Below are 18961 nucleotides of genomic sequence, written 5' to 3' on the forward strand. Positions count from 1 at the left end.
CGCCGAGCGTGAGCGTGTCGAGTGTGTGAGGAAAGGTGAGCAGGTGGGCGTGGCGGAGCCGGGATTCGAGATCCGGAAGGCGCGGACGGAGGAGTTCGCGACGGTCGGGGCGCTGACCGTCGAGGTGTATGTCGGCGAGGGCCATGTCGATCCCGAAAGCCCTTATGTGGCAGAACTTTTCGATACGGCAACGCGCTCGGGCTCGGCCGATGTGCTGGTGGCCGTACGCGACGGCGAGGTGCTCGGCTCGCTCACCGTGGCCCGGTTCGGCACGCCCTATGCCGACATCGCCCGATCCGGTGAGCTGGAGTTCCGGATGCTCGCGGTGGGAAAGCGGGCACGCGGGTCGGGCGTCGGAACGGCACTGGTGCGCGCCGTCGTCGACACCGGCCGGTCCGAAGGGTTCGAGGGGGTGGTGCTCACCACCATGCCGACCATGGGCGATGCCCGCCGCATCTACGAAAGCATGGGATTCGTCCATGTGCCCCAACGAGATTGGGCAACAGATACGGGCAAGCCACTCACCGTGATGCGCTTGGCGCTATAAGCCCCGCTGTGCCCGGCGTGTGCGCTCTAGGGTCCCCGCTATCCGCGGCATGCGCTCCGTGGTCCCGTCACCCCGGCGTGCGTTCTAAGGTCCCGTCACCCCGGCGTGCGCTATGGTCCCTCATCCCCGGCGTGCTTTTGGCCGGGGCCTCAGCCGAGCACCGTGGCGATAATCCCCGTCAGATACCCCAGCCTTGCCACCTCCGACGGCCGGAACTCCGGCCCGCCCGGGCGGCCGAGCAGCAGCACCTTGCCGGTATTGCCGAGCGGCGCCGCGGCCAGTTTGGTGTCCATATCCTTCCAGATCTGCGGCACCCAGTCGGCCTCGGGATCGAGCGCCGCGGGCTTCTCCAGCGGCATCCACGGCGCCGAACCCGCTTGTGTCTCAGGCGCACTCGTGCTGCCCACCACCCGGTAGGCGCCCTGGGCGCCCATGTCGATCACGGTGCTCCACCCCACCCGCAGCACCCGGGGGACGCCGTCGACGAGCACCTGCAGCCGGTCGTCGCGCGCGGCGGCCACCTGGTCGATCAGCTCGAGCTCCCGATGCGTGTCGAGAATGCCGGAGTACGGGCGCAGCGAATCCACCCGCACGTCGGCCAGCGATTCGGCCGCGGTGATCAGGGTGTCGGGCAGCGCGCCCGGTGGCACCTCCACCACGAGATCGTCGATCGCGTATCCGGCACCGCGTTCGACCACATCCAGCGAGAGGATATCGGCGCCGACGGAGCCCAAGGCGACGGCTAACGAACCCAGACTTCCTGGGCGATCCGGAAGTTGCACGCGGAGCAGAAATGACACGTGCGGCCCTTCCTTTCCTGTGCGACCGAGACTTTCGGACGTATACCCGTGTCTCGCAATACTTACACCCGGAGGTTGCGGGTGAGCGGTCCATGGCGCGCGTGGTGACACACGCCACTGGTCATTGTCGGATGAATGAGCCCGCGGTGCCAGTCGCATCCCGACAGCGTCACGGTACCGAGTCGTGCACACGGCTCCGGCGACCGCTCACGCTCGCCGATCGGGTGAGCGCGATGCGACTCCAGGGCTGGCGCCGCCGCCGGAGCCTGAGGTGTGAGCCCATTAAACTGACTCGAGCCTATTCACTAGGCTAGACCGAGGCCGCCTCGTCCCGTCGGCAGCACCTGGAGCGGAGACGCTGCGCGCCACACCTTCCCTTGCACATACCGTGCAAGGAGATCTGCTCGAACCTGCCGAAAGGGGTCCCGCGGTGCCCGCCATCTCCCGCGACGAGGTCGCACACCTCGCCCGGTTGTCCCGGCTCGCCCTGACCGATGAAGAGCTCGACCTGTATGCCGGTCAGCTGGATTCGATCCTCAGTCACGTGCGGGTCATCTCGGAGGTCGCCGCCGACGTCCCGGCCACCGCGTCGCCGAATCCGACGACGAACGTGACCCGGCCCGACACCGTCGTCGCGGGCCTGACGCCGGAGCAGGCGCTGTCCGGCGCACCGGCGGTGGAGGAGCAGCGGTTCATGGTCCCGCAGATCCTGGGAGAGGGCGAATGAGCGATCTGACCAAGGCCACCGCCGCCGAGCTGGCCGAGAAGATCCACGCCCGCGAGGTGTCCGCGGTGGAGGTCACCGAGGCGCATCTGCGGCGCATCGCGGAGGTCGACGGCGAACTCAATGCCTTCCTGCACGTCGCCGGCGAAGAGGCGCTGCAGACCGCGGCCGAGGTGGACCGGGCGATCGCCGCCGGGCGCGTGGCCTCGCCGCTGGCGGGAGTTCCGTTGGCGCTCAAGGACGTTTTCACCACGACCGACATGCCCACGACCTGCGGGTCGAAGATGCTCGAGGGCTGGGTCCCGCCGTACGACGCGACCGTGACCGCCAAGCTGCGCGCGGCCGGTATCCCGATTCTCGGCAAGACCAATATGGACGAGTTCGCGATGGGCTCGTCCACGGAGAACTCGGCCTACGGCCCGACCCTCAATCCGTGGGATCCGCAGCGGATTCCGGGCGGTTCGGGCGGCGGGTCGGCGACGGCGCTGGCCTCGTATCAGGCGCCGCTGTCGATCGGCACCGATACGGGCGGGTCCATCCGCCAGCCCGCGTCCATGACCGGCACCGTCGGCACCAAGCCGACCTACGGCACCGTCTCGCGGTACGGCCTGGTCGCTTGCGCGTCGTCGCTGGATCAGGGCGGGCCGTGCGGACGGACCGTGCTGGATACCGCGCTGCTGCACGAGGTGATCGCGGGTTACGACCCGAAGGATTCGACGTCGCGCAATGCGCCGGTGGCCCCGGTGGTCGAGGCGGCGCGCCAAGGTGCGCAGGGGGATCTGCAGGGTGTGAAGGTCGGCGTGGTCAAGGAGTTGCACTCCGACAGCTACCAGCCGGGCGTCATCGCGTCCTTCGACGCGGCCGTGGCGGTGCTGAAGGAGCTCGGCGCCGAGGTGGTCGAGGTGTCGTGCCCGCACTTCGAGTACGCGCTGCCCGCCTACTACCTGATCCTGCCCAGCGAGGTCTCCTCCAACCTGGCCCGCTTCGACGCCATGCGCTACGGCCTGCGCGTCGGCGACGACGGGCAGCACAGCGCCGAGCAGGTGATGGCCGCGACCCGCGCCGCCGGATTCGGCCCGGAGGTCAAGCGCCGCATCATGATCGGCACCTACGCGCTGTCGGCCGGATACTACGACGCCTTCTACGGGCAGGCGCTGAAGGTGCGCACGCTCATCGCCCAGGACTTCGACAGGGCCTACGAGCAGGTCGACGTGCTGGTGTCACCGACCAGCCCGTTCACCGCGTGGAAGCTGGGGGAGAAGGTCGACGACCCGCTGTCGATGTACCTGTCGGACCTGTGCACGCTGCCCAGCAACCTGGCGGGCTACTGCGGCATGTCGGTCCCATCGGGCCTGAGCAGCGACGACGGAATGCCGGTAGGCCTGCAAATCATGGCCCCGGCCCTAGCCGACGACCGCCTCTACCGAGTAGGCGCCGCCTACGAAGCCGCCCGAGGCCCGATCGCCTGACCACCCCCACCCACCGGGGCATGCACCTGGCCTGGCTGTGGTCCGCCGGGGCCACGCTTCCGGCACGGGCGTAGTTTGCGGGGCCATGCTCCCGGCGTATGAGTAGTGCCGCCCTGCTTCTGGCGTGTGGTGGTCTCGTCTGCTTCTGGCCTGTGGGTGGTCCCACCTGCTTCTGGCCTGTGCGAGGTCCCACCTGCTTCTGGACCGTGCGTGGTTCTACCTGCTTCTGTTCCCGGCGTGCTTTTGGCCGGGATTCACTCCTGCCATCGGTGGATTCCGGCCAAAAGCATGCCGGAAATGTGGGTGGTGTGTCACGGCGGCAACGGGTGGTGGTCGGTCGTGGTCAGGGGCGGGGCCAAGGGCGGCCGTCTAGGCGTTCTATGTCGGTGTTGAAGCGTTGGAGGTAGTCGGCGAAGGTGGCTACGTCTTCGGGGGGCCAGCCCTCCATGACTCGGTTCAGGCCCTCGATGTTGGCGGTGCGTTCGGTGACCAGTCGTTGTTCGCCCGCGTCGGTGATTCGGAATTTGCGGGCCATGCCGCCGTCCGGGTCGGGGATGCGTTCGACGAGCCCGGCGCGCAACAGGGCGGCGGTCTGGCGGTTCAGCGTCGAGGCGTCCAGGCCGAACGCGTCGCTGAGTTGCCCGATCGACATCGGCCCATCGATGGCCAGGCGACTGAGCAGCAGGTAGGCGCTGCGCTCCAGGCGGGTGCCGTCGCGGCGATAGCGGGGATTGAGGGTGTATCGGCCGAGCAGCATGGTCTCGAACTCCACCTGATGCGTGGGTTTGTCCATGCCGTCCTTCCGCCGGTGAGCGCTGCCGCCCTGCGAGGACCGGCAGCACAGAAGCTGTGCGCCACGCGGCCCATGTGCGCACTGCACAGTGTATGAGCCGTACACATCCCCCGGTCCCGCCGGGCCGCGTGTCGACATCCTTCCAGCCGCCGGTAACCCACCGAGGAAGATCGCAGCCGCACACCTCCGCCCGTCCCACGGATCGGCATGCCCTCCCCACCATTCCGCATTCCGACAGACGCCCCCGTCCCGGCGGTCCAGCGAGCCTCCTCGGATTCGGTAGTCCGGCGGGCCCTCCCCTACCCGGTGGTTCCGCGGCTCTCTCGTTCCTGGTGGTTCGGTGGCTCTCGTTTTCGGTGGTGCGGTGGGCCTCTTGTTCCTGGTGGTTCGGTGGGCCTCTCGTTCCTGGTGGTTCGGTGGGCCTCTTGTTCCTGGTGGTTCGGTGGGCCTCTCGTTTCCGGTAGTGCGGCGGCTCTCTCGTTTCCGGTAGTGCGGTGGGCCTCTCGTTCCCCGTGGTTCGGTGGGCCTCTCGTTCCCGGTAGTGCGGCGGCTCTTGTTCCCGGTAGTGCGGTGGGCCTCTCGTTCCCCGTAGTCCAGCGGGCTTCGCATTCCCCGGCAGTCCGGCGGCCTCTCATTCCCGGCATGCTTTTGGCCGGGATCGGGCGGGGTCAGCAGGTGCCCATTGTGGTGCCCTGGTCGGTGCCGTAGCGGTGGCCGTGGCCCGGGGGTGGGGTGAGGGCGGTGAGGAGGTCGGCGGAGGTTTGGACGAAGCTGAGGAGCGGGATCCAGGGTGGGTGGGGCGCGTCGGGGCGGGTGGCGGTGAGATCGGGTGCGCGCCAGAGCAGTTCGGGCGACCACTGCACGACCGGATCGGAGGAGTTGGCGAGAATCGTTGCGCCGCCGTGGTGTACGCGCCCGGCGGGCGGGCCCGCCCACAGGGCGGCACACACGCGTCGCTGCTGATCGGCGTCGTCGGCGAACAGCGCACTACCGGCGGTGGCGCCGAGGCTCTGCCCGTAGATGTACAGGCGGGGTTTGCGGGCCAGCGCGGCGATCCGCTGTTCGACGGCGGTGAACAGGGCGCGCGCGGACTCTTCCGCGGCGTGGCGGCCGAAGACGAAGGTCGCCCAGCTGGGCGCCTGCGAGTACTGCATGCCGACCAGCGTGACGTCCCCGCCGAACCGCTCGTCCAGGCCCCGTGCGGCATTGGCGTCGATCCAGCCCGAACCGGTGGGAACGACCACGACCAGGTTGCCCCGATTCAGCGCGCCCGAGTGATCCAGTTCGCGAATCGCCAGGGCGACACGGGAATTCAGATCGGGCGCCGAATTCAGTCCGACATAGATGCGCGCCGCGCGGGAGGGCGAACCGGCCACGAACTTCCGCCCCTCGGCGCCGAGCGAGGACCAGCTCACGCCCGACTCGGTGCTACCCGAGCGGGTCAGCGAGACCGGTCGTACCAGCGTGGGATCGACGCTGGCATCGGCGGTGGCGTAGGCCGCCCGCTGCCAGTCCACGACGGTCGGCACCAGCATCGCCTGGGTGGCCACCGCCGCGACCACGGCCAGCCCGACGCTCCGTAACCGGCCCAATCGCCGGACCAGCCAACGGATTCCGTGCGCGGCGCCGACGAGTACCGCCACGATCAGAACGGCGCCGATACCGCAGCGCAACCAGTGATCGACGGTCACCTCCGGGGCGCCCATGGCGGCGCGCAGGCGATTTTGCCACTGCTGCGCGAGCAGGACGGCGCCGGTGACCACCAGCGTGCCGGTCAGTGCCACCGGCAGCCGGTACGGCGCAAGACTGCGGTTGATATCGAAACCCGAGCGGCGCAGCAGGATTCGAGAGATTCCTGCGACGGCGAGCGCGATCGTCACGAGCAGGGCGGTGAGAATCGCCTGTGCCGCGGCGGTTCGCGGGAGAAGTCCGGGAGTCAGCGAGGCCGCGGTGCCCAGTGTGAGGGCGAGGGTGGTGCCGATGCGGGGCGGGGTGCGGAAGCGTCTTCGTGGTGGCCGGGTGGGTCGGCGCTGCTGCGCTGCGTTCGGGCGGCGCTCTGGTTCGGACTGGTGGCGCTCGGGCGGGGCAATGGTGATGGTCATGGCAGATCCTCGGTGCGTCAGTCGAATTGGTGACGATCGATGTGATGCGGTGCGCCGCGGCGGGCATGGCGGAGACGCCGTGCCGCCGATCGGCGGTAAGGGCCCGGCGACGCGTGTCGCCGGACGGGTGCGGGACCCGGGGCGGCAGGTGCCGCCACCGGGGTGTGTGGCGCGTCGTATGCGTCCGGCCGGACCGCACACGCGCGGGGTGAAGGGGATGCGCTAGCGGCATGTCTGGAACGGGGTCATCCGGCTGGTGCCCCGATTCGGCGTGCCGAGGCGGTTCAGTTCGGCAGCGCAACGCGGGCCCTCCTGCGGAACAAGACGGTCGGATCGATCCCGCGGCGGCGCGCCCGGCGGATTCCCATGAACAGCAGGGCGAGCGTGAGCGCGGCCGAGCCGACGGGGGCGAGCAACCGCAGCGCCTGACCGCCGAGCGCGCTACCCGACAGCTCGGTCCCGAACACGTACTCCGGCAACGGCGTCGCGTAGTTCTGGCGGCGCGAATTCAGGTCCACGGCCGTGGTAGCGACGCCGGCGAGCACCTCGCACCGGGTGCGGACGAGGGGATCGGAGTGGGCGGCGCAGGCGGAGTACATGCGCTGCTCCAGGGCCGCGTCGACGGCCTGGCGCGCCCAGGCCCCCAGCGGCTGCTGGTCTCGTTCGGCATAGCGGAGCATGTCGTAGCCGAGATCGTGTGCCTTACAAGCATTGTCGAAGTCGGCGGGCAGCGGGATCGGCGACGAGCAGCCGCCGCGCGGATCCACCAGCAGCCCACCCACCACGACCGGGCGGTACCCCTGCCGGGATTGGAAATCCTCGGGAATAACTGCCTCCCAAGGCTTTTCACCTGTCAGCTCCGCGACCGCGGTCCGCGCGGCGGCATTCTCCACCGGCGGCCTGCCGACACCCACCGCGGCCGCCGCGGGACCCAGCGCGACCGTGGACCCCGTGACCATCGCGACCACGGCCGCGGCACCGGCCACGCGCCGTAGGCGTCCGGTTCTCTCGGGGGGCGCCGAATCCGGCCCGCGGCCGCCCCCGGACATCCCCTGCGGTGCGTCCGCAACCCGCCGACGTGACGAGCCGGTGATCGACTCTGCGCGGGGTGGGAAATCCTGCGTTGCATCGCTCATGGCCACCAAGGTTATGAATTGGCATCTACCCGGGCGTCACGCCGGGGTGCGATTTATCGCCTGTAGTACCGGGGGAGGGTTCCCGCGGGCTCGTACCCGGGTAGGGGGTGCGATTTCACCCGGGGGTATGACGACGCTGGTCATGCGGATTTCTACTGTCGTATACATGGCTCGGATTGCGCGGACAGCGCGGCAGGTGACCCGGACGGTGCGAAATCCCGGTCGGCGGCGTTTGGCCTTCGACGGCTTCACCGTGCTCGTCACGGCGATCCTCTTCGCGGTGGCGTGGCCGACGCTGCACCTGACCCATCAGGTCCCCGCGGCGGCGCAGCCGTTCATCGCCGGGCTGGCCGCCTTCCCGTTCGCGCTGATCCGGGTGAACCCGGCGCTCGGCTGGGCCATCTCCGCGAGTTCGGCGCTGCTGATCGCGCTGGCCATCCCGAACCAGCCGAACAACACCCTGCCGTTCCAGGTGGTGCACATCCTCGTATTCTTCGCGCTGCTGTTCGCCGTCGCCGTGCGCGCGCAGATGCAGATCGTGCTGGTGGCGTGGATCGCCTCGGCGCTGCTGTTCGCGACCACGATGGCGCAGACCGGCGATTCGTTCGCCGAGGCCGGACTGGGCTGGCCGATCGCGATGACCGGCCTGGTGGTGTTCGGCCTGCTGGTGCGCTGGCTGGTGCTCTCGCGCAAGGCGCTGGTGCAGCAGGAGGAGCAGAACGAACTGGAGCGGGCGCGCCGGGCGATCCTGGAGGAGAAGGCCCGCATCGCGCGCGACCTGCACGACGTCGTCGCCCACCACATGTCGATGGTGGTGGTGCAGGCGCAGACCGCGCCCTACCGGGTGAGCGATGTCTCCCCGGCGGCGCGGGCCGAGTTCGAGTCGATCGGATCCTCCGCGCGCGAGGCCCTCAACGAGATCCGCAGCATGCTCGGCGTGCTGCGCAGCGACGGTCAACTGCCCGAGCACGCCCCGCAGCCCGCGGCCGTCGATGTGCTGGCCCTGCTGGACGGTGCCCGCCGCGCCGGGGTCTCGATCGCCTGGTCGATCGACGGGGACCTGCCGACCGTTCCCGATACGGCCGGGCTGGCGCTGTATCGGATCGTGCAGGAATCGCTGTCCAACGCCTCGCGGCACGCGCCCGGCGCCGCGGTACGGGTCGCGCTCACCGTGCGCGCGGGCTCGGTCGAGGCGATCATCGGCAACGCCCCGGGCGCGAGCGTGGCCGCCGGTACTCCGGGAACGGGCATTTCGGGCATGCAGGCCCGGGCGGAGGCCATCGGCGGCACCGTCCTCGCCGGTCCGCGTCCGGACGGCGGATTCGAGGTGCGGGCCGTGCTGCCGTTCGCGATCGCGGTTGGCGCACTCGAGCCACCGTCGCTCGCCGGTAGTGCGGGGGGCGGGGCGATCGAATCTCCCACCACCCCCTGAGCACCCGTCCACCGGCGTGGGCTGGGTGCGGTGCTCGGGGTCCGCGCGTGCGAGGATCGTCGGGTGCCCATTACCGTATTGATCGCCGACGATCAGGCGATGGTGCGGCAGGGTTTCGGTGCCCTGCTCGCCGCCCAGTCCGATATCAGCGTCATCGGTGACGCGGAGAACGGCAAGGTCGCCGTCGAGGAGGCCAAGCGGCTGCGTCCCGATGTGGTGCTGATGGATGTGCGCATGCCGGAGATGAACGGGCTGGATGCCGCCCGCGCCATCCTCGCCGCCCACCTCGACCCTCCGGTGCGGGTGCTGATGCTCACCACCTTCGATATCGACGACTACGTCTACGAGGCATTGAGCCTGGGCGCCAGCGGCTTTCTGCTCAAGGACGCGCCCGCCGACGAACTGGTGCGCGCGGTGCGGGTGGTCTCCGAGGGCCAGGCGCTGCTCGCCCCGACCGTGACGCGCCGGTTGATCGCCGACGTCACCCGCCGCCGGGCCCGCCCCAAACCGGCACCGGCGCTGGGCGCGCTGACCCCGCGCGAGCGCGAGGTGCTCGAACTCATCGCCAAGGGTATGTCCAACACCGAGATCGCCGAGGCGCTGTTCGTCGCCGAGCAGACTGTGAAAACTCATGTGTCCAAGGTGTTCTCGAAGCTCGAGTTGCGTGACCGCGCACAGGCGGTGGTGCTCGCCTACGAATCGGGTCTGGTCACCCCCGGCTGACCGGCGGGAACGGGTCAAGCACAGCAGGTAGGATCGCCGCACCTGTACGTTGCCGGAAGGGGTCCCGTAGGTGTTGCACAACGGTGACGTGTTCGCCGGGTTCACCATCGAGCGTCTGCTCGGACAGGGCGGGATGGGTTCGGTCTACCTGGCGCGCCACCCGCGGCTGCCCCGCCTGACGGCCCTCAAGCTGCTGAACCGGGAGCTGTTCGCCGACGCGGAGATTCGCGCGCGGTTCGAGCGCGAGGCGGATCTGGCCGCACAGCTGGACCACCCGAACATCGTCGCCGTCTACGATCGCGGCGTCGAGGACGAGCAGCTGTGGATCAGCATGCAGTATGTGGACGGCGTGGACGCGGCGACCGTGCACCCGCACACGCTGCCGCCGGAGCGGGCGGTGCAGATCATCGAGGGGGTCGCCGCCGCACTGGATTACGCACACGGCAACGGCGTGCTGCACCGGGATATCAAGCCCGCCAACATCATGCTGGCGCGGGCCGGGGGCGGCAAGGGGGAGCGGGTCTTCCTCACCGACTTCGGCATCGCGCGGCTGCGGGAGGACACCCAGCACCTGACGCAGGCCGGAATGTTCACCGCCACACTGGCCTACGCCTCGCCCGAGCAGATGACCGGCGCCGCGCTGGATCACGGGTCGGACCAGTACTCGCTGGCCTGCGCGCTGTACTGGCTGCTGACCGCGACCGGGCCGTTCGACTCCGAGAATCCGTCCGAGGTGATCCGCGGCCACCTGCAGCTGCCGGTGCCGCCGGCGAGCGCGCGCCGGGCCGGGCTGTCACCGGCGATGGACGCGGTGATCGCCAAGGCGATGGCCAAGCGGGCGGCCGAAAGATTCCCCAACTGTACGGATTTCGCGACCGCGGCGAAGCGTGCGCTGACGGCGCCCGCCCCGGTGCTGGTGGCGCCGGGTGCGCCCTATGCGGCCGCACCGCACGCGAATCAGCCTGGTGTGCAGGGCTATTCGCCGAGTGTCGGCGGCTCGGCACCTCCGATGCCCGCCGCCACCCAGCATTCCGGCGGCAATGGCGCATCGGCGAATATGGCCGCGCCACCGACCTATCCACCCCCGGGACTTCCGTCGCAGCCGGGCTACCCGCCGCCGCGCCGGTCGTCGAATTGGGTCGGCTGGATTGTGCTCGCCGTGGTGGTGCTGCTGGCGGCGGTGATCGCCGGAGCCGCCCTCGTGAGTTCCTCCGACGACGACTCGGAGAGCAGCGGTGCCGAAACCACCACTTTCACCAGGGATTCCGATCCGGTGCGCGAACTGCGAGCGCTGCACGAGGCGTTTCCGCGGATGGTTCCCGAGCCGAACGACAGCGGTACCGGCAGCGGCATCGGGTTCGGCGGGAAGACCTGCTATGCCACCAAGGCGGGCAGCCCCCTGTTCCAGCACAACGAGGGACATCCGTCGCTGGGTAACTGGGTCGTCGCCTGGGACTGCTGGGGCGCCGGCGCCGGACATCAGCCGGACTACACCGTGCTCTCGTACCGGTCACCGGCCGATGTGCACACCGTCCTGGCGCGCTTGCCCGCCAACCGCACGAGCGTCGACGGCAACAGCGGCTCCTCCTACACCAATCACCGCTGGAACACCCCGGAGAACCAGTCGCGGACGACCTACTACGTGATGACGTCGTTCGAGAACGAGCCGGAGCGCGCGAACTTCCTGCTGTACTGCAGCAACGACTACTGGCCCGCGGTCCAGCGCGGCCTGTCCGGCCCGGCCTTCACCGAGTGGTGGAAGACGTTGCCGCTCAAATGATCTGACCGCCCCTGGTTCCGGCGCGCTTTTGGCCGGAATCTCGCTCTGGATTCGAAGCATGCCGGAAATGAGGCCGGACCGGCGCCTGCCCGGCTCAATTGTCCATATGGCTAACTTAATTGTCCATTTGTAAAATAGAGTGGTAGGGTCGCCCCGTGCCCACCCACCGCACCCCCGAACCATCCGCCCGCGTCCGCGACGCCGAGCGCACCAAGCGCTGCCTGCTGGATGCGGCCTTCGGCGAGTTCTCCACGCGCGGCTTCGCCGGGGCGCGGGTGAGCGAGATCGCCGCCCGCGCCGGGGTCAACAAGCAGCTGATCACCTACTACTTCGGCGGCAAGGCCGGGCTGTATCGGGCGCTGGAACAGCAGTGGCTGGACCGCGAATCCGGTTTCGCCGACCCGGACGTGCCGATGGCGGAGCTGGCGGTCCGCTACCTGCGGCAACTGCTGGCCGACCCGCGCGGGGTCCGGATGCTGATGTGGCGCGGGCTGAGCGATCAGGCGCCGCCGCTGCCGTCGACGGCCGAGGGCGATCTGGCCGATGTCGCGGCGCGGCAGGCGCGCGGCGAGATCGCCGCCGATCTGGATCCGGCGGCCTACCACCTGGCCCTGCAGGGCATGGTGATGGCCCCGGTGCTGATGCCGGGTGCGGTGGCCGAGCTGTTCGGAATGGACCCGCAGACACCGGAATTCGAACAGCGCTACGGGGAGCAGTTGCGGCGCATCCTCATTCACCTCGCAGGACCGAATACCTCAGAAGGAGAACGACAATGAGCTTCCTCGTCACCGGCGCCCGCGGCACCGTCGGCCGCACCGTGATCGAGCGGCTGCGCGCGTCCGGGGAGCGGGTGCGCGCCGCGAGCTCGAGCCCCGGGGGCGCCGAGCTGCCCGCGGGCACGGAGGTCGCGGGGCTCGACATGACCGATCCCGCGTCGGTCGCCGCCGCCCTCGACGGCATCGACCGGGTATTCGTGTACGCCGCGCACGACGGCATGGACACCTTCGCCGAGGCGGCGAAAGCCGCAGGGGTGCAGCACATTACGCTGCTGTCCTCGCTGGCCGCCGCGGCGCCCGGCAATCCGATCGGCGACCTCCACCTGGCTGCGGAGCGGCCCCTGCAGGAGTCGGGGCTGCCGCTGACCATTCTGCGTCCCGGCGGTTTCGCCACCAACTGGCGCTGGTGGGTCACGCCGCAACGCGTCGTCCGGCTGCCCTATCCGGAGGTGCAGCAGAGCCTGATCCACGAGGCCGACCTCGCCGACGCGGCGATCGCGACGCTGTCCCGGCCCGGCCACGCGGGCCGGATCTATCCGATCACCGGCCCGGAGTCGCTGTCGCTGCGTCGCATGGCCGAAATCCTGGGCGCGGCGCTGGGGGAGCCGCTGCCGTTCGAGGTGATCAGTCACGAGCAGGCCGCGGAATTCCTGTACGAGCCGATGCTCGAGCTCTGGGCGGAGCGCGGCGACATACCGGACGATGTGGAGCCCACCTCGGAATCGGTCACGGGCGTACCCGCCAGGACATTCGCTCAATGGGCCGCCGATCACGCCGCCGACTTCAAGTAGATCCCCGCGTGGGTTCCCGCTCCGCCGGGCCTCACGGGGTGGCGCGCTCGTCGAGAACCATATGCCCGGCGTCGACGAGGATCTGCCGGGCTCGTCTGCGGACCTCACAGTCGTCGACCGTGCAGCACCTGTGAATTTGCATCGCCTCGTGCGCATGTTCGGGTGTCAGCGGGCCGGGGTCGACGGTGCAGTCGAAGAGGAACATCATGGCGACTACCAGCGTTCTTCACGGGAGGCCGAGCGGGGAACCAACCCGTGTAAGCCTATCCAGCTTCGCCGCCGGGCGTGGGCGTATAGGTTACTCGGAGTTGACGAGTGCCCTACGTCCCTATCCGGACTCGGTGAACCGGCTCATCCGAAGAAGGCCGCCGCCTCCTGATAGCGGTCCGCCGGAACGAGTTTGAGCTGTTTCGTCGCCTCCGCGAGCGGCACCAGTTCGATAGCGCTGCCCTGCAGCGCGACCATCTGGCCGAAGTGCCCGTCGTGTACCGCCTCGGTGGCGTGCACTCCGAACCTGGTCGCCAGCACCCGGTCGAAGGCGGTCGGCTTGCCGCCGCGTTGCACGTGCCCGAGCACGGTGGTGCGCACCTCCTTGCCGATGCGCCGCTCGATCTCGAAGCCCAGCTGGTGCGCGACGCCGGTGAACCGCTCGTGCCCGTACTCGTCGATCCCGCCCTCGCGCAGGTGGAACGAGCCCTCCGCCGGTTTGGCGCCCTCGGCGACCACGCAGATGAAGTGCGAATCGCCGCGCTGGAAGCGGCGTTTCATCATCGCGCACACCTCGTCCACGTCGAAGGGCACCTCGGGGACCAGGGTGAGGTGCGCGCCGGAGGCGATCCCGGCGTTCATCGCGATCCAGCCGGCGTGGCGGCCCATCACCTCGACCAGCATCACGCGCTGATGCGATTCGGCGGTGGTGTGCAGCCGGTCGATGGCGTCGGTGGCGATGGTGACGGCGGTGTCGTGGCCGAATGTGGTGTCGGTGCAGTCGATGTCGTTGTCGATGGTCTTGGGCACGCCGACCACCGGGACGCCCTCCTCGGCCAGCCAGCTCGCGGCCGTCAGCGTGCCCTCGCCGCCGATCGGGATGAGCGCCTCGATGCCGTTGTCGTCGAGGGTCTGCTTGATGCGGCCCAGACCGGCCCGCAGCACGTCCGGATTGGTGCGCGCCGTGCCGAGCATGGTGCCGCCCTTGGTGAGCAGCCGGTCGGTGCGGTCGTCGTTGTGGATGCGGATCCTGCGATCCTCCAATAGCCCGCGCCACCCGTCCTGGAAACCGACGATCGCGTCCCCGTAGCGACCGTTCGCGGTGCGAACGACTGCTCGGATGACCGCGTTCAAGCCTGGGCAGTCCCCGCCTCCGGTCAAGACTCCGATGCGCATGCCCGCTATCTTGCCGGGCGCACGAAGCCCGCGCAGCCCCACCCCCACATCCCGGCCGAAAGCACGCCGGGATGTGGGGATATTGTGCGCGGGGATGTGTGGATGTTGTGCGCGGGGATGTGTGGATGTTGCGTGCGGGGATGTGTGGATGTTGCGCGCGGGGACGTGTGGACGTTGCTGCCACAGATATGCGTTGCGCGCAGGTGCGCCCACCTATTTCCCGCGCGCCCGCCGTATTTTCCGGCGTGCGCGCCCACTCTCATTTCCCGGCGTGCGCGCCCACTCTCATTTCCCGGCGTGTTTTTGGCCGGGAACCTCAGCGTGGGCACTGGCCGGCGGGTAGGTCGCCCAGGTGCTTGTCGACCAGGGCGATCATCTTGTTCAGCATTTGGGTGCCGTCTTCGTAGCCGCCCGAATTGGCCTGTGCGGCAAGGGCGACGGCCATTTGGCCCGCGGGGGTGGTGACCAGGCCGAACTGGCGGACCAGGTAGTTGCCGCTCTGGTCAGGGCCCCAGCCGCCCTTGTATTCGGCATTGTCGAGGCGGCCGATGCCCCACTGCTGGCCCCACACCACCTTGCCCATCAGGTTGACGACCGTGTCGGCGTTGGGCAGGCAGGGCAGCCGCGAGGCGAACCGCACCTGATCCGCGAGCGACCAGTCGGCCTGGCCGAAGGCGGAATAGTCGGGGCGGGCCCGGGTGGCGGGCACCTTGGTGGTGGTGTCGCCGCCCTCGCGCAGCACGGCCTCCACGGCGCTCGCGGCCTGCGTGGGTGCGCCCAGCGACTGCCACAGCCCGTCGGCGGCGCTGTTGTCGGACTCGGTGATGGCCGCCGACATCTGATACGTGCCGGTGTTGCCGTTGCCGCGCAGCACGGCCAGCGTGAGCGGCACCTTCATCGTCGACCAGGCCGGGCCGGTGGTCCAATCGCCCAGGGAGGTCAGGTATTCGCCACCCACGGGCATGATCGCCAGTCCGGCGTGGCCGCCCAGCGCCGGCTGCAACTCCTTGAAGTCGGCGGCCAGGGTGCCGGGCAGCGCGACCATCGCGCCGATGGTCGGATTGGAGGGCCGCTCCATGGTGGGCAGCGGTTCGCTGTCGTCGCTGGACGAACAGGCCGCACCGGCCAGCACCAGTGCGCTGCCCAGCACGGCCGTCAGCCGCCGCCGGAATGCCTTGCCGAACAGTCGCCTTCGTCCCCGAGCCGCCGTCGCCGGGGCGGGACCCGGTGGCGGCGGGGATGTTTCGCCGACGCCGAGTCGGGTCACTCCGTAAATGCCCGGCAGTGGGCGCATTTCGGTCGGCTCGAACCGGTTACCCGGCCGCCGGTGTGGTGCGTCCACCCGTTCACCTCCAACATCGCGGGGTGGTTCGCAACCACGCCACCCCTCAGTCGAGGCATTCTGTGCCGTCCGGGCCGCGCGGTCAAATGGCGTAACTGCCGGTGTCCCATATGAGACGAATCCCACTCACCGCGGGCATTCGCCGCCGCCCAGCTCACGACTGTGTTCGGCGAGCAGGGCGGCCATGCGGTCGAGCATCGCGCAGGCGTCGTCGAAGCTGCCCGAATCCGGTTGTGCGGCAAAGGCCACCGCCAGCTGGCCCGACCAGGTGGGGATCAGGCCGAACTGGCGGACCAGGTAGGCGCCGGTCTCGTCGTCGGGGCCCCAGCCGCCCTTGTATTCGGCGCCGACGAACGCCCCCAGGCCCCAGCTCTGGCTGGCGGTGATCTCGCTCATCAGGTTCACCACGCGCGCGGCGTACTGCAGGCAGGGCAGGCGGCTGGCGAAGCGGACCTGGTTGAGCAGTGTCCACACGGTGGCGCCGAACGCCATGGGGTCGTCGACCGACTCCCGGGCCTGCGCATTGTGCCGGTCGGCGACGTCGGTGGTGGTGTCCCCGGCCTCGCGCAGCACCGCCTCGACCGCCTCGGCCGCGCGTTCGCCGCCGCCGAGCGCGTCCCACATCGCCTGTGCCGCATCGTTGTCCGAGGAGGTGATCGCGGCCGTCGCGAGTTCGGCCTGGCCCGCGGGGTCCTGGCGCAGCGCCGCCAGCGCGAGCGGCACCTTGATGGTGGACCACGCGATTCCGGTGGTCCAGTTGCCCAGGGTGATGGCGCGGTCGCCGCCGACCGGCATCACGGCCATGCCGACGCTGCCGGGCATTTCGCGCTGGAGATCGGCGAATTCGGTGGCCAGCGCACCGGATACGCCGAGGCTGTCGGCGACGGCGTGGACGCCGGGCTGCATCGCCGCCGCGTTCGCGGGCGGGGCGGGTGCGGGGGTCGCGGTGATCTCGGCGGGAACGGGGGTACCGGCGTTCGCGGTGCACGCCGAGACGGCCACCGCCGTCACGATCAGCAGGGTCCATCGAAAGCTCTTGTGCCGCAGTGGCTTCACATCAATAGACATACACCACCGCGTTCTCGCCGCCGGTGCAGGTGATCAAGCGGCCCGCCGCGGTGCAGTCCATCGGATACGAACGACCGGTGACCGGGCTGACCGCGACCACCGAGGCCGGGCCGCCGGAAGGCCCCGCGGCCTGCGCGTATGCCTTGCGGACCTCCTCGGCGAAGGCGCACGAGGTCACCGATGTGCCGGTGGCCGCTTTCGAGAACGGTCCCTGGGTCCCCGAATTGCCCTGGCACGCGGAGGCTCCCGGTGGCGGGGTGGCGCCCGTCGTCGTGGTCGGCGCGGCGGTCGTGGTCGCCGGGGCGGGCTGCTGCGGCACCGAGATGCTCGCTCCGGCCGGGCCGGAGGCCACCGACGGCCCGGTGCTGCCCGGCTTGCTCACCACATGCCACCCGATCGTGCCGGCCACCGCGGCCAGCGCCACCGCGAGCACGCCCAGCACGATCGGCAGGACGATCGACCGCCGCCGAGATCCCTCATAGGGATCCTCGTAACCCGTTGCCGCGGAGTCATATTCGGACTGCCCACCGAACGCGTAGTCATACTCCTCGCGCTCGGCATCATAAGCCCGCGCCGCCGGACCATAGCCCTCATAGGCCCGTGCGTCAGGATCGTAATCGTCGTACGCAAGTGCGGCGGAGCCGTGGTCGCCGTACCTGCGCTCGGCGGGGTCGCGATCGTCGTATCCGCGCCCGGCGGGGTCGCGATCGTCGTAACCCCGTCCGGCGGGGTCACGATCGTCGTAACCCCGTCCGGCGTGGTCGTGATCGTCGTATCCGCGTCCGGCGGGGTCACCATCGTTGTAATCGCGCGCGGCGGGATCGTGTTCGTCGTATCCGCGTGTGGTGGAGTCGTATTCGTCGTAACCGCGTGTGGTGGAGTTTTGTTCGTCGTAACCGCGTGCGGCAGGGTCGTGATCGTCGTAATCGCGCGCGGCAGGATCGCGATCGCCGTAATCGCGTGCGCTTGAGTCGTATTCGTCGTCACCAGGCGACGCGGTGTCGTAATCGTCGTACGCGCGTGCTGGTGGGGCGTCGTATGTGCGAGGGACAGGGACGTCGTATGTGCTGGTCGTGGACTCGTGATCTGCGTTTGCGCGTGCCTCGGGGGCGTTGCCGTAGCCGCGTCCTGCGGGGTCGTAGTCGTCGTAGGCGCGTGGCTCGTGGCCGGAGTCGGCGGTGGGGGTTTCCGCGTCGCCGTGGGGTGTGTAAGCGTCGTCGGGTGGGGGATAGTTGCTGGTCCGGTCGTTGTCACGGTTGGTCGACGGTGCAGGGGAGTTGGTGTGTGTTGGCGATTCCCAGGAGGGGGGAGGTGGGTCCGTCGGTTGTGGCAGTGGGGTGAAACGGAATTCGTCCGGTCGGACCAGGGTGGGGTCCGAGGGCCGGATTATGGGCAGGTCGCCGGAGGTGTCGCGGTCCTCGTTCGGGTCGCGGGGGGCGATGATCCGCAGCGTTCCGGAGGTGTCGTGGCGCGGAGGCTGCGAGTCGGTGCCGGAACCACGTTGTGCGACATGCGGATCGGTGTTCTCCGATGGCTGGGCCCCGCCTGCGACCGGTCCGGTCGGCCGGTCTGTCGTCGGCATGCGACCCGTCCCGGCCCCGGTCGGCTCGCCTGTCGATACGCGGCCCGCCCCGGCCCTGGTCTGCTGGTCAGTCGTCGACGTGCGGCCTGTCCCGGCGCCGGTGCGCTGGTCGGTGGTCGACGTGTGGCTTGTCCCGGCCCTGGTGTGGTGGTCGGTGGTCGGCATGTGGCTTGTCCCGGCGCCGGTGTGCTGGTCGGTGGTCGACGTGCGGCTTGTCCCGGCGCCGGTCGGCTCGTCCGTGGTCGGTGGGTGGCCCGTTCCGGCGCCGGTGGGCGTTGCCGTGGGCGTAGGTGGTGTGCCTTCGGGTTCCGGCGGCGGGGCCGGAGTACGCGGGGGGAAGCGGGCGGGGATGGTGGGGCCGTCCGGTCCGAAGGGCTGGAAGGTGGTGGGCTCCGGGGGCGGGGCGGGGGCGCCCCCCGGCGGCGGCCCCCGCAGTGTTGGCGTAAAGCGCGGGGGGAGTACCGGCCCCCGGCCCCCCCGCGCCCCCCCCGGGCCCGCGCCCGGGTGGGGGTG

The 18961-nt window shown here is 69.9% G+C and carries 17 protein-coding genes; 8 read left to right on the plus strand and 9 right to left on the minus strand.

Annotated features, from left to right (window positions below):
• Window positions 1-43 precede the first annotated feature (43 nt).
• The gene (locus tag QH290_RS13565) at window positions 44-547 is read left to right on the plus strand and encodes a GNAT family N-acetyltransferase (RefSeq protein ID WP_280267850.1); all 504 of its coding nucleotides are present in this window, start codon (window positions 44-46) and stop codon (window positions 545-547) included.
• Window positions 548-696: 149 nt separating this feature from the next.
• Here the strand turns inward: QH290_RS13565 and QH290_RS13570 are convergent, their stop codons facing one another.
• Window positions 697-1347 carry an ACT domain-containing protein gene (locus QH290_RS13570; protein ID WP_280267851.1) on the minus strand — a complete coding sequence of 217 codons (651 nt, stop codon included), beginning with the start codon at window positions 1345-1347 and terminating at the stop codon, window positions 697-699.
• 430 nt (window positions 1348-1777) lie between these two features.
• On the opposite strand from QH290_RS13570, the gene gatC reads away from it, so the two are divergent.
• Together gatC and gatA are read left to right on the plus strand one after the other, a co-directional pair.
• Window positions 1778-2074: an Asp-tRNA(Asn)/Glu-tRNA(Gln) amidotransferase subunit GatC gene (gatC, locus tag QH290_RS13575; protein WP_280267852.1), complete on the plus strand. Its 297-nt coding sequence runs from the start codon at window positions 1778-1780 to the stop codon at window positions 2072-2074.
• The gene (gene gatA, locus QH290_RS13580) at window positions 2071-3540 is read left to right on the plus strand and encodes an Asp-tRNA(Asn)/Glu-tRNA(Gln) amidotransferase subunit GatA (protein ID WP_280267853.1); all 1470 of its coding nucleotides are present in this window, start codon (window positions 2071-2073) and stop codon (window positions 3538-3540) included. The genes gatC and gatA overlap by 4 nt, the downstream gene beginning before the upstream one ends.
• A 343-nt stretch (window positions 3541-3883) precedes the next feature.
• Here gatA and QH290_RS13585 read toward each other — a convergent pair whose 3' ends face one another.
• The 3 genes from QH290_RS13585 to QH290_RS13595 all read right to left on the minus strand — a co-directional run bounded on the left by QH290_RS13585 (window position 3884) and on the right by QH290_RS13595 (window position 7571).
• On the minus strand, window positions 3884-4333 hold the full coding sequence (locus QH290_RS13585; RefSeq protein WP_280383120.1) for a MarR family winged helix-turn-helix transcriptional regulator: 450 nt from the start codon (window positions 4331-4333) through the stop codon (window positions 3884-3886).
• Window positions 4334-5001: 668 nt separating this feature from the next.
• The gene (locus QH290_RS13590; RefSeq protein ID WP_280383123.1) at window positions 5002-6435 is read right to left on the minus strand and encodes an alpha/beta-hydrolase family protein; all 1434 of its coding nucleotides are present in this window, start codon (window positions 6433-6435) and stop codon (window positions 5002-5004) included.
• 284 nt (window positions 6436-6719) lie between these two features.
• Window positions 6720-7571, minus strand: coding sequence for a phospholipase A2 family protein (locus tag QH290_RS13595; RefSeq protein ID WP_280268643.1), 852 nt, complete (start codon window positions 7569-7571; stop codon window positions 6720-6722).
• A gap of 166 nt (window positions 7572-7737) precedes the next feature.
• Here QH290_RS13595 and QH290_RS13600 point away from each other — a divergent pair, with 166 nt between their 5' ends.
• The 5 genes from QH290_RS13600 to QH290_RS13620 all read left to right on the plus strand — a co-directional run bounded on the left by QH290_RS13600 (window position 7738) and on the right by QH290_RS13620 (window position 13073).
• The gene (locus QH290_RS13600; protein ID WP_280383125.1) at window positions 7738-9003 is read left to right on the plus strand and encodes a sensor histidine kinase; all 1266 of its coding nucleotides are present in this window, start codon (window positions 7738-7740) and stop codon (window positions 9001-9003) included.
• Between the two features lie 63 nt (window positions 9004-9066).
• The gene (locus QH290_RS13605; protein WP_280268645.1) at window positions 9067-9726 is read left to right on the plus strand and encodes a response regulator transcription factor; all 660 of its coding nucleotides are present in this window, start codon (window positions 9067-9069) and stop codon (window positions 9724-9726) included.
• Window positions 9727-9796: 70 nt separating this feature from the next.
• Entirely contained in the window at window positions 9797-11506 is a 1710-nt protein-coding gene (locus tag QH290_RS13610) for a serine/threonine-protein kinase (RefSeq protein WP_280268646.1), read from the plus strand.
• Window positions 11507-11661: 155 nt separating this feature from the next.
• Window positions 11662-12282: a TetR/AcrR family transcriptional regulator gene (locus tag QH290_RS13615; RefSeq protein WP_280268647.1), complete on the plus strand. Its 621-nt coding sequence runs from the start codon at window positions 11662-11664 to the stop codon at window positions 12280-12282.
• Window positions 12279-13073, plus strand: a complete 795-nt coding sequence (locus QH290_RS13620; protein ID WP_280268648.1) for an SDR family oxidoreductase — start codon at window positions 12279-12281, stop codon at window positions 13071-13073. Before QH290_RS13615 ends, QH290_RS13620 begins: the two co-directional genes overlap by 4 nt.
• A 31-nt stretch (window positions 13074-13104) precedes the next feature.
• Here QH290_RS13620 and QH290_RS13625 read toward each other — a convergent pair whose 3' ends face one another.
• The 5 genes from QH290_RS13625 to QH290_RS13645 form a co-directional block, all read right to left on the minus strand.
• Window positions 13105-13281 (minus strand): hypothetical protein, encoded by a 177-nt coding sequence (locus tag QH290_RS13625; RefSeq protein WP_280268649.1) that lies wholly within the window; start codon window positions 13279-13281, stop codon window positions 13105-13107.
• A gap of 143 nt (window positions 13282-13424) precedes the next feature.
• On the minus strand, window positions 13425-14456 hold the full coding sequence (locus tag QH290_RS13630; protein WP_280268650.1) for an ATP-dependent 6-phosphofructokinase: 1032 nt from the start codon (window positions 14454-14456) through the stop codon (window positions 13425-13427).
• Between the two features lie 316 nt (window positions 14457-14772).
• Window positions 14773-15798 carry a serine hydrolase gene (locus QH290_RS13635; protein ID WP_280268651.1) on the minus strand — a complete coding sequence of 342 codons (1026 nt, stop codon included), beginning with the start codon at window positions 15796-15798 and terminating at the stop codon, window positions 14773-14775.
• Window positions 15799-15924: 126 nt separating this feature from the next.
• Complete coding sequence (locus tag QH290_RS13640) at window positions 15925-16866, minus strand: serine hydrolase (RefSeq protein ID WP_280268652.1); 942 nt, start codon at window positions 16864-16866, stop codon at window positions 15925-15927.
• Window positions 16856-18448 (minus strand): hypothetical protein, encoded by a 1593-nt coding sequence (locus QH290_RS13645; RefSeq protein WP_280383127.1) that lies wholly within the window; start codon window positions 18446-18448, stop codon window positions 16856-16858. The genes QH290_RS13640 and QH290_RS13645 overlap by 11 nt, the downstream gene beginning before the upstream one ends.
• Window positions 18449-18961 lie beyond the last annotated feature (513 nt).

It is taken from the genome of Nocardia wallacei, from assembly GCF_029869545.1.
GTDB classification, from domain to species: domain Bacteria; phylum Actinomycetota; class Actinomycetes; order Mycobacteriales; family Mycobacteriaceae; genus Nocardia; species Nocardia wallacei_A.

Excerpts from the sequence above, each read along its gene's own strand:
- gatA (WP_280267853.1), top strand. The coding sequence starts at position 2,071 with ATGAGCGATCTGACCAAGGCCACCGCCGCCGAGCTGGCCGAGAAGATC.
- QH290_RS13585 (WP_280383120.1), bottom strand. The coding sequence starts at position 4,333 with ATGGACAAACCCACGCATCAGGTGGAGTTCGAGACCATGCTGCTCGGC.
- QH290_RS13590 (WP_280383123.1), bottom strand. The coding sequence starts at position 6,435 with ATGACCATCACCATTGCCCCGCCCGAGCGCCACCAGTCCGAACCAGAG.
- QH290_RS13595 (WP_280268643.1), bottom strand. The coding sequence starts at position 7,571 with ATGAGCGATGCAACGCAGGATTTCCCACCCCGCGCAGAGTCGATCACC.
- QH290_RS13600 (WP_280383125.1), top strand. The coding sequence starts at position 7,738 with ATGGCTCGGATTGCGCGGACAGCGCGGCAGGTGACCCGGACGGTGCGA.
- QH290_RS13620 (WP_280268648.1), top strand. The coding sequence starts at position 12,279 with ATGAGCTTCCTCGTCACCGGCGCCCGCGGCACCGTCGGCCGCACCGTG.
- QH290_RS13625 (WP_280268649.1), bottom strand. The coding sequence starts at position 13,281 with ATGATGTTCCTCTTCGACTGCACCGTCGACCCCGGCCCGCTGACACCC.
- QH290_RS13630 (WP_280268650.1), bottom strand. The coding sequence starts at position 14,456 with ATGCGCATCGGAGTCTTGACCGGAGGCGGGGACTGCCCAGGCTTGAAC.
- QH290_RS13640 (WP_280268652.1), bottom strand. The coding sequence starts at position 16,866 with ATGTCTATTGATGTGAAGCCACTGCGGCACAAGAGCTTTCGATGGACC.
- QH290_RS13645 (WP_280383127.1), bottom strand. The coding sequence starts at position 18,448 with ATGCCGACGACAGACCGGCCGACCGGACCGGTCGCAGGCGGGGCCCAG.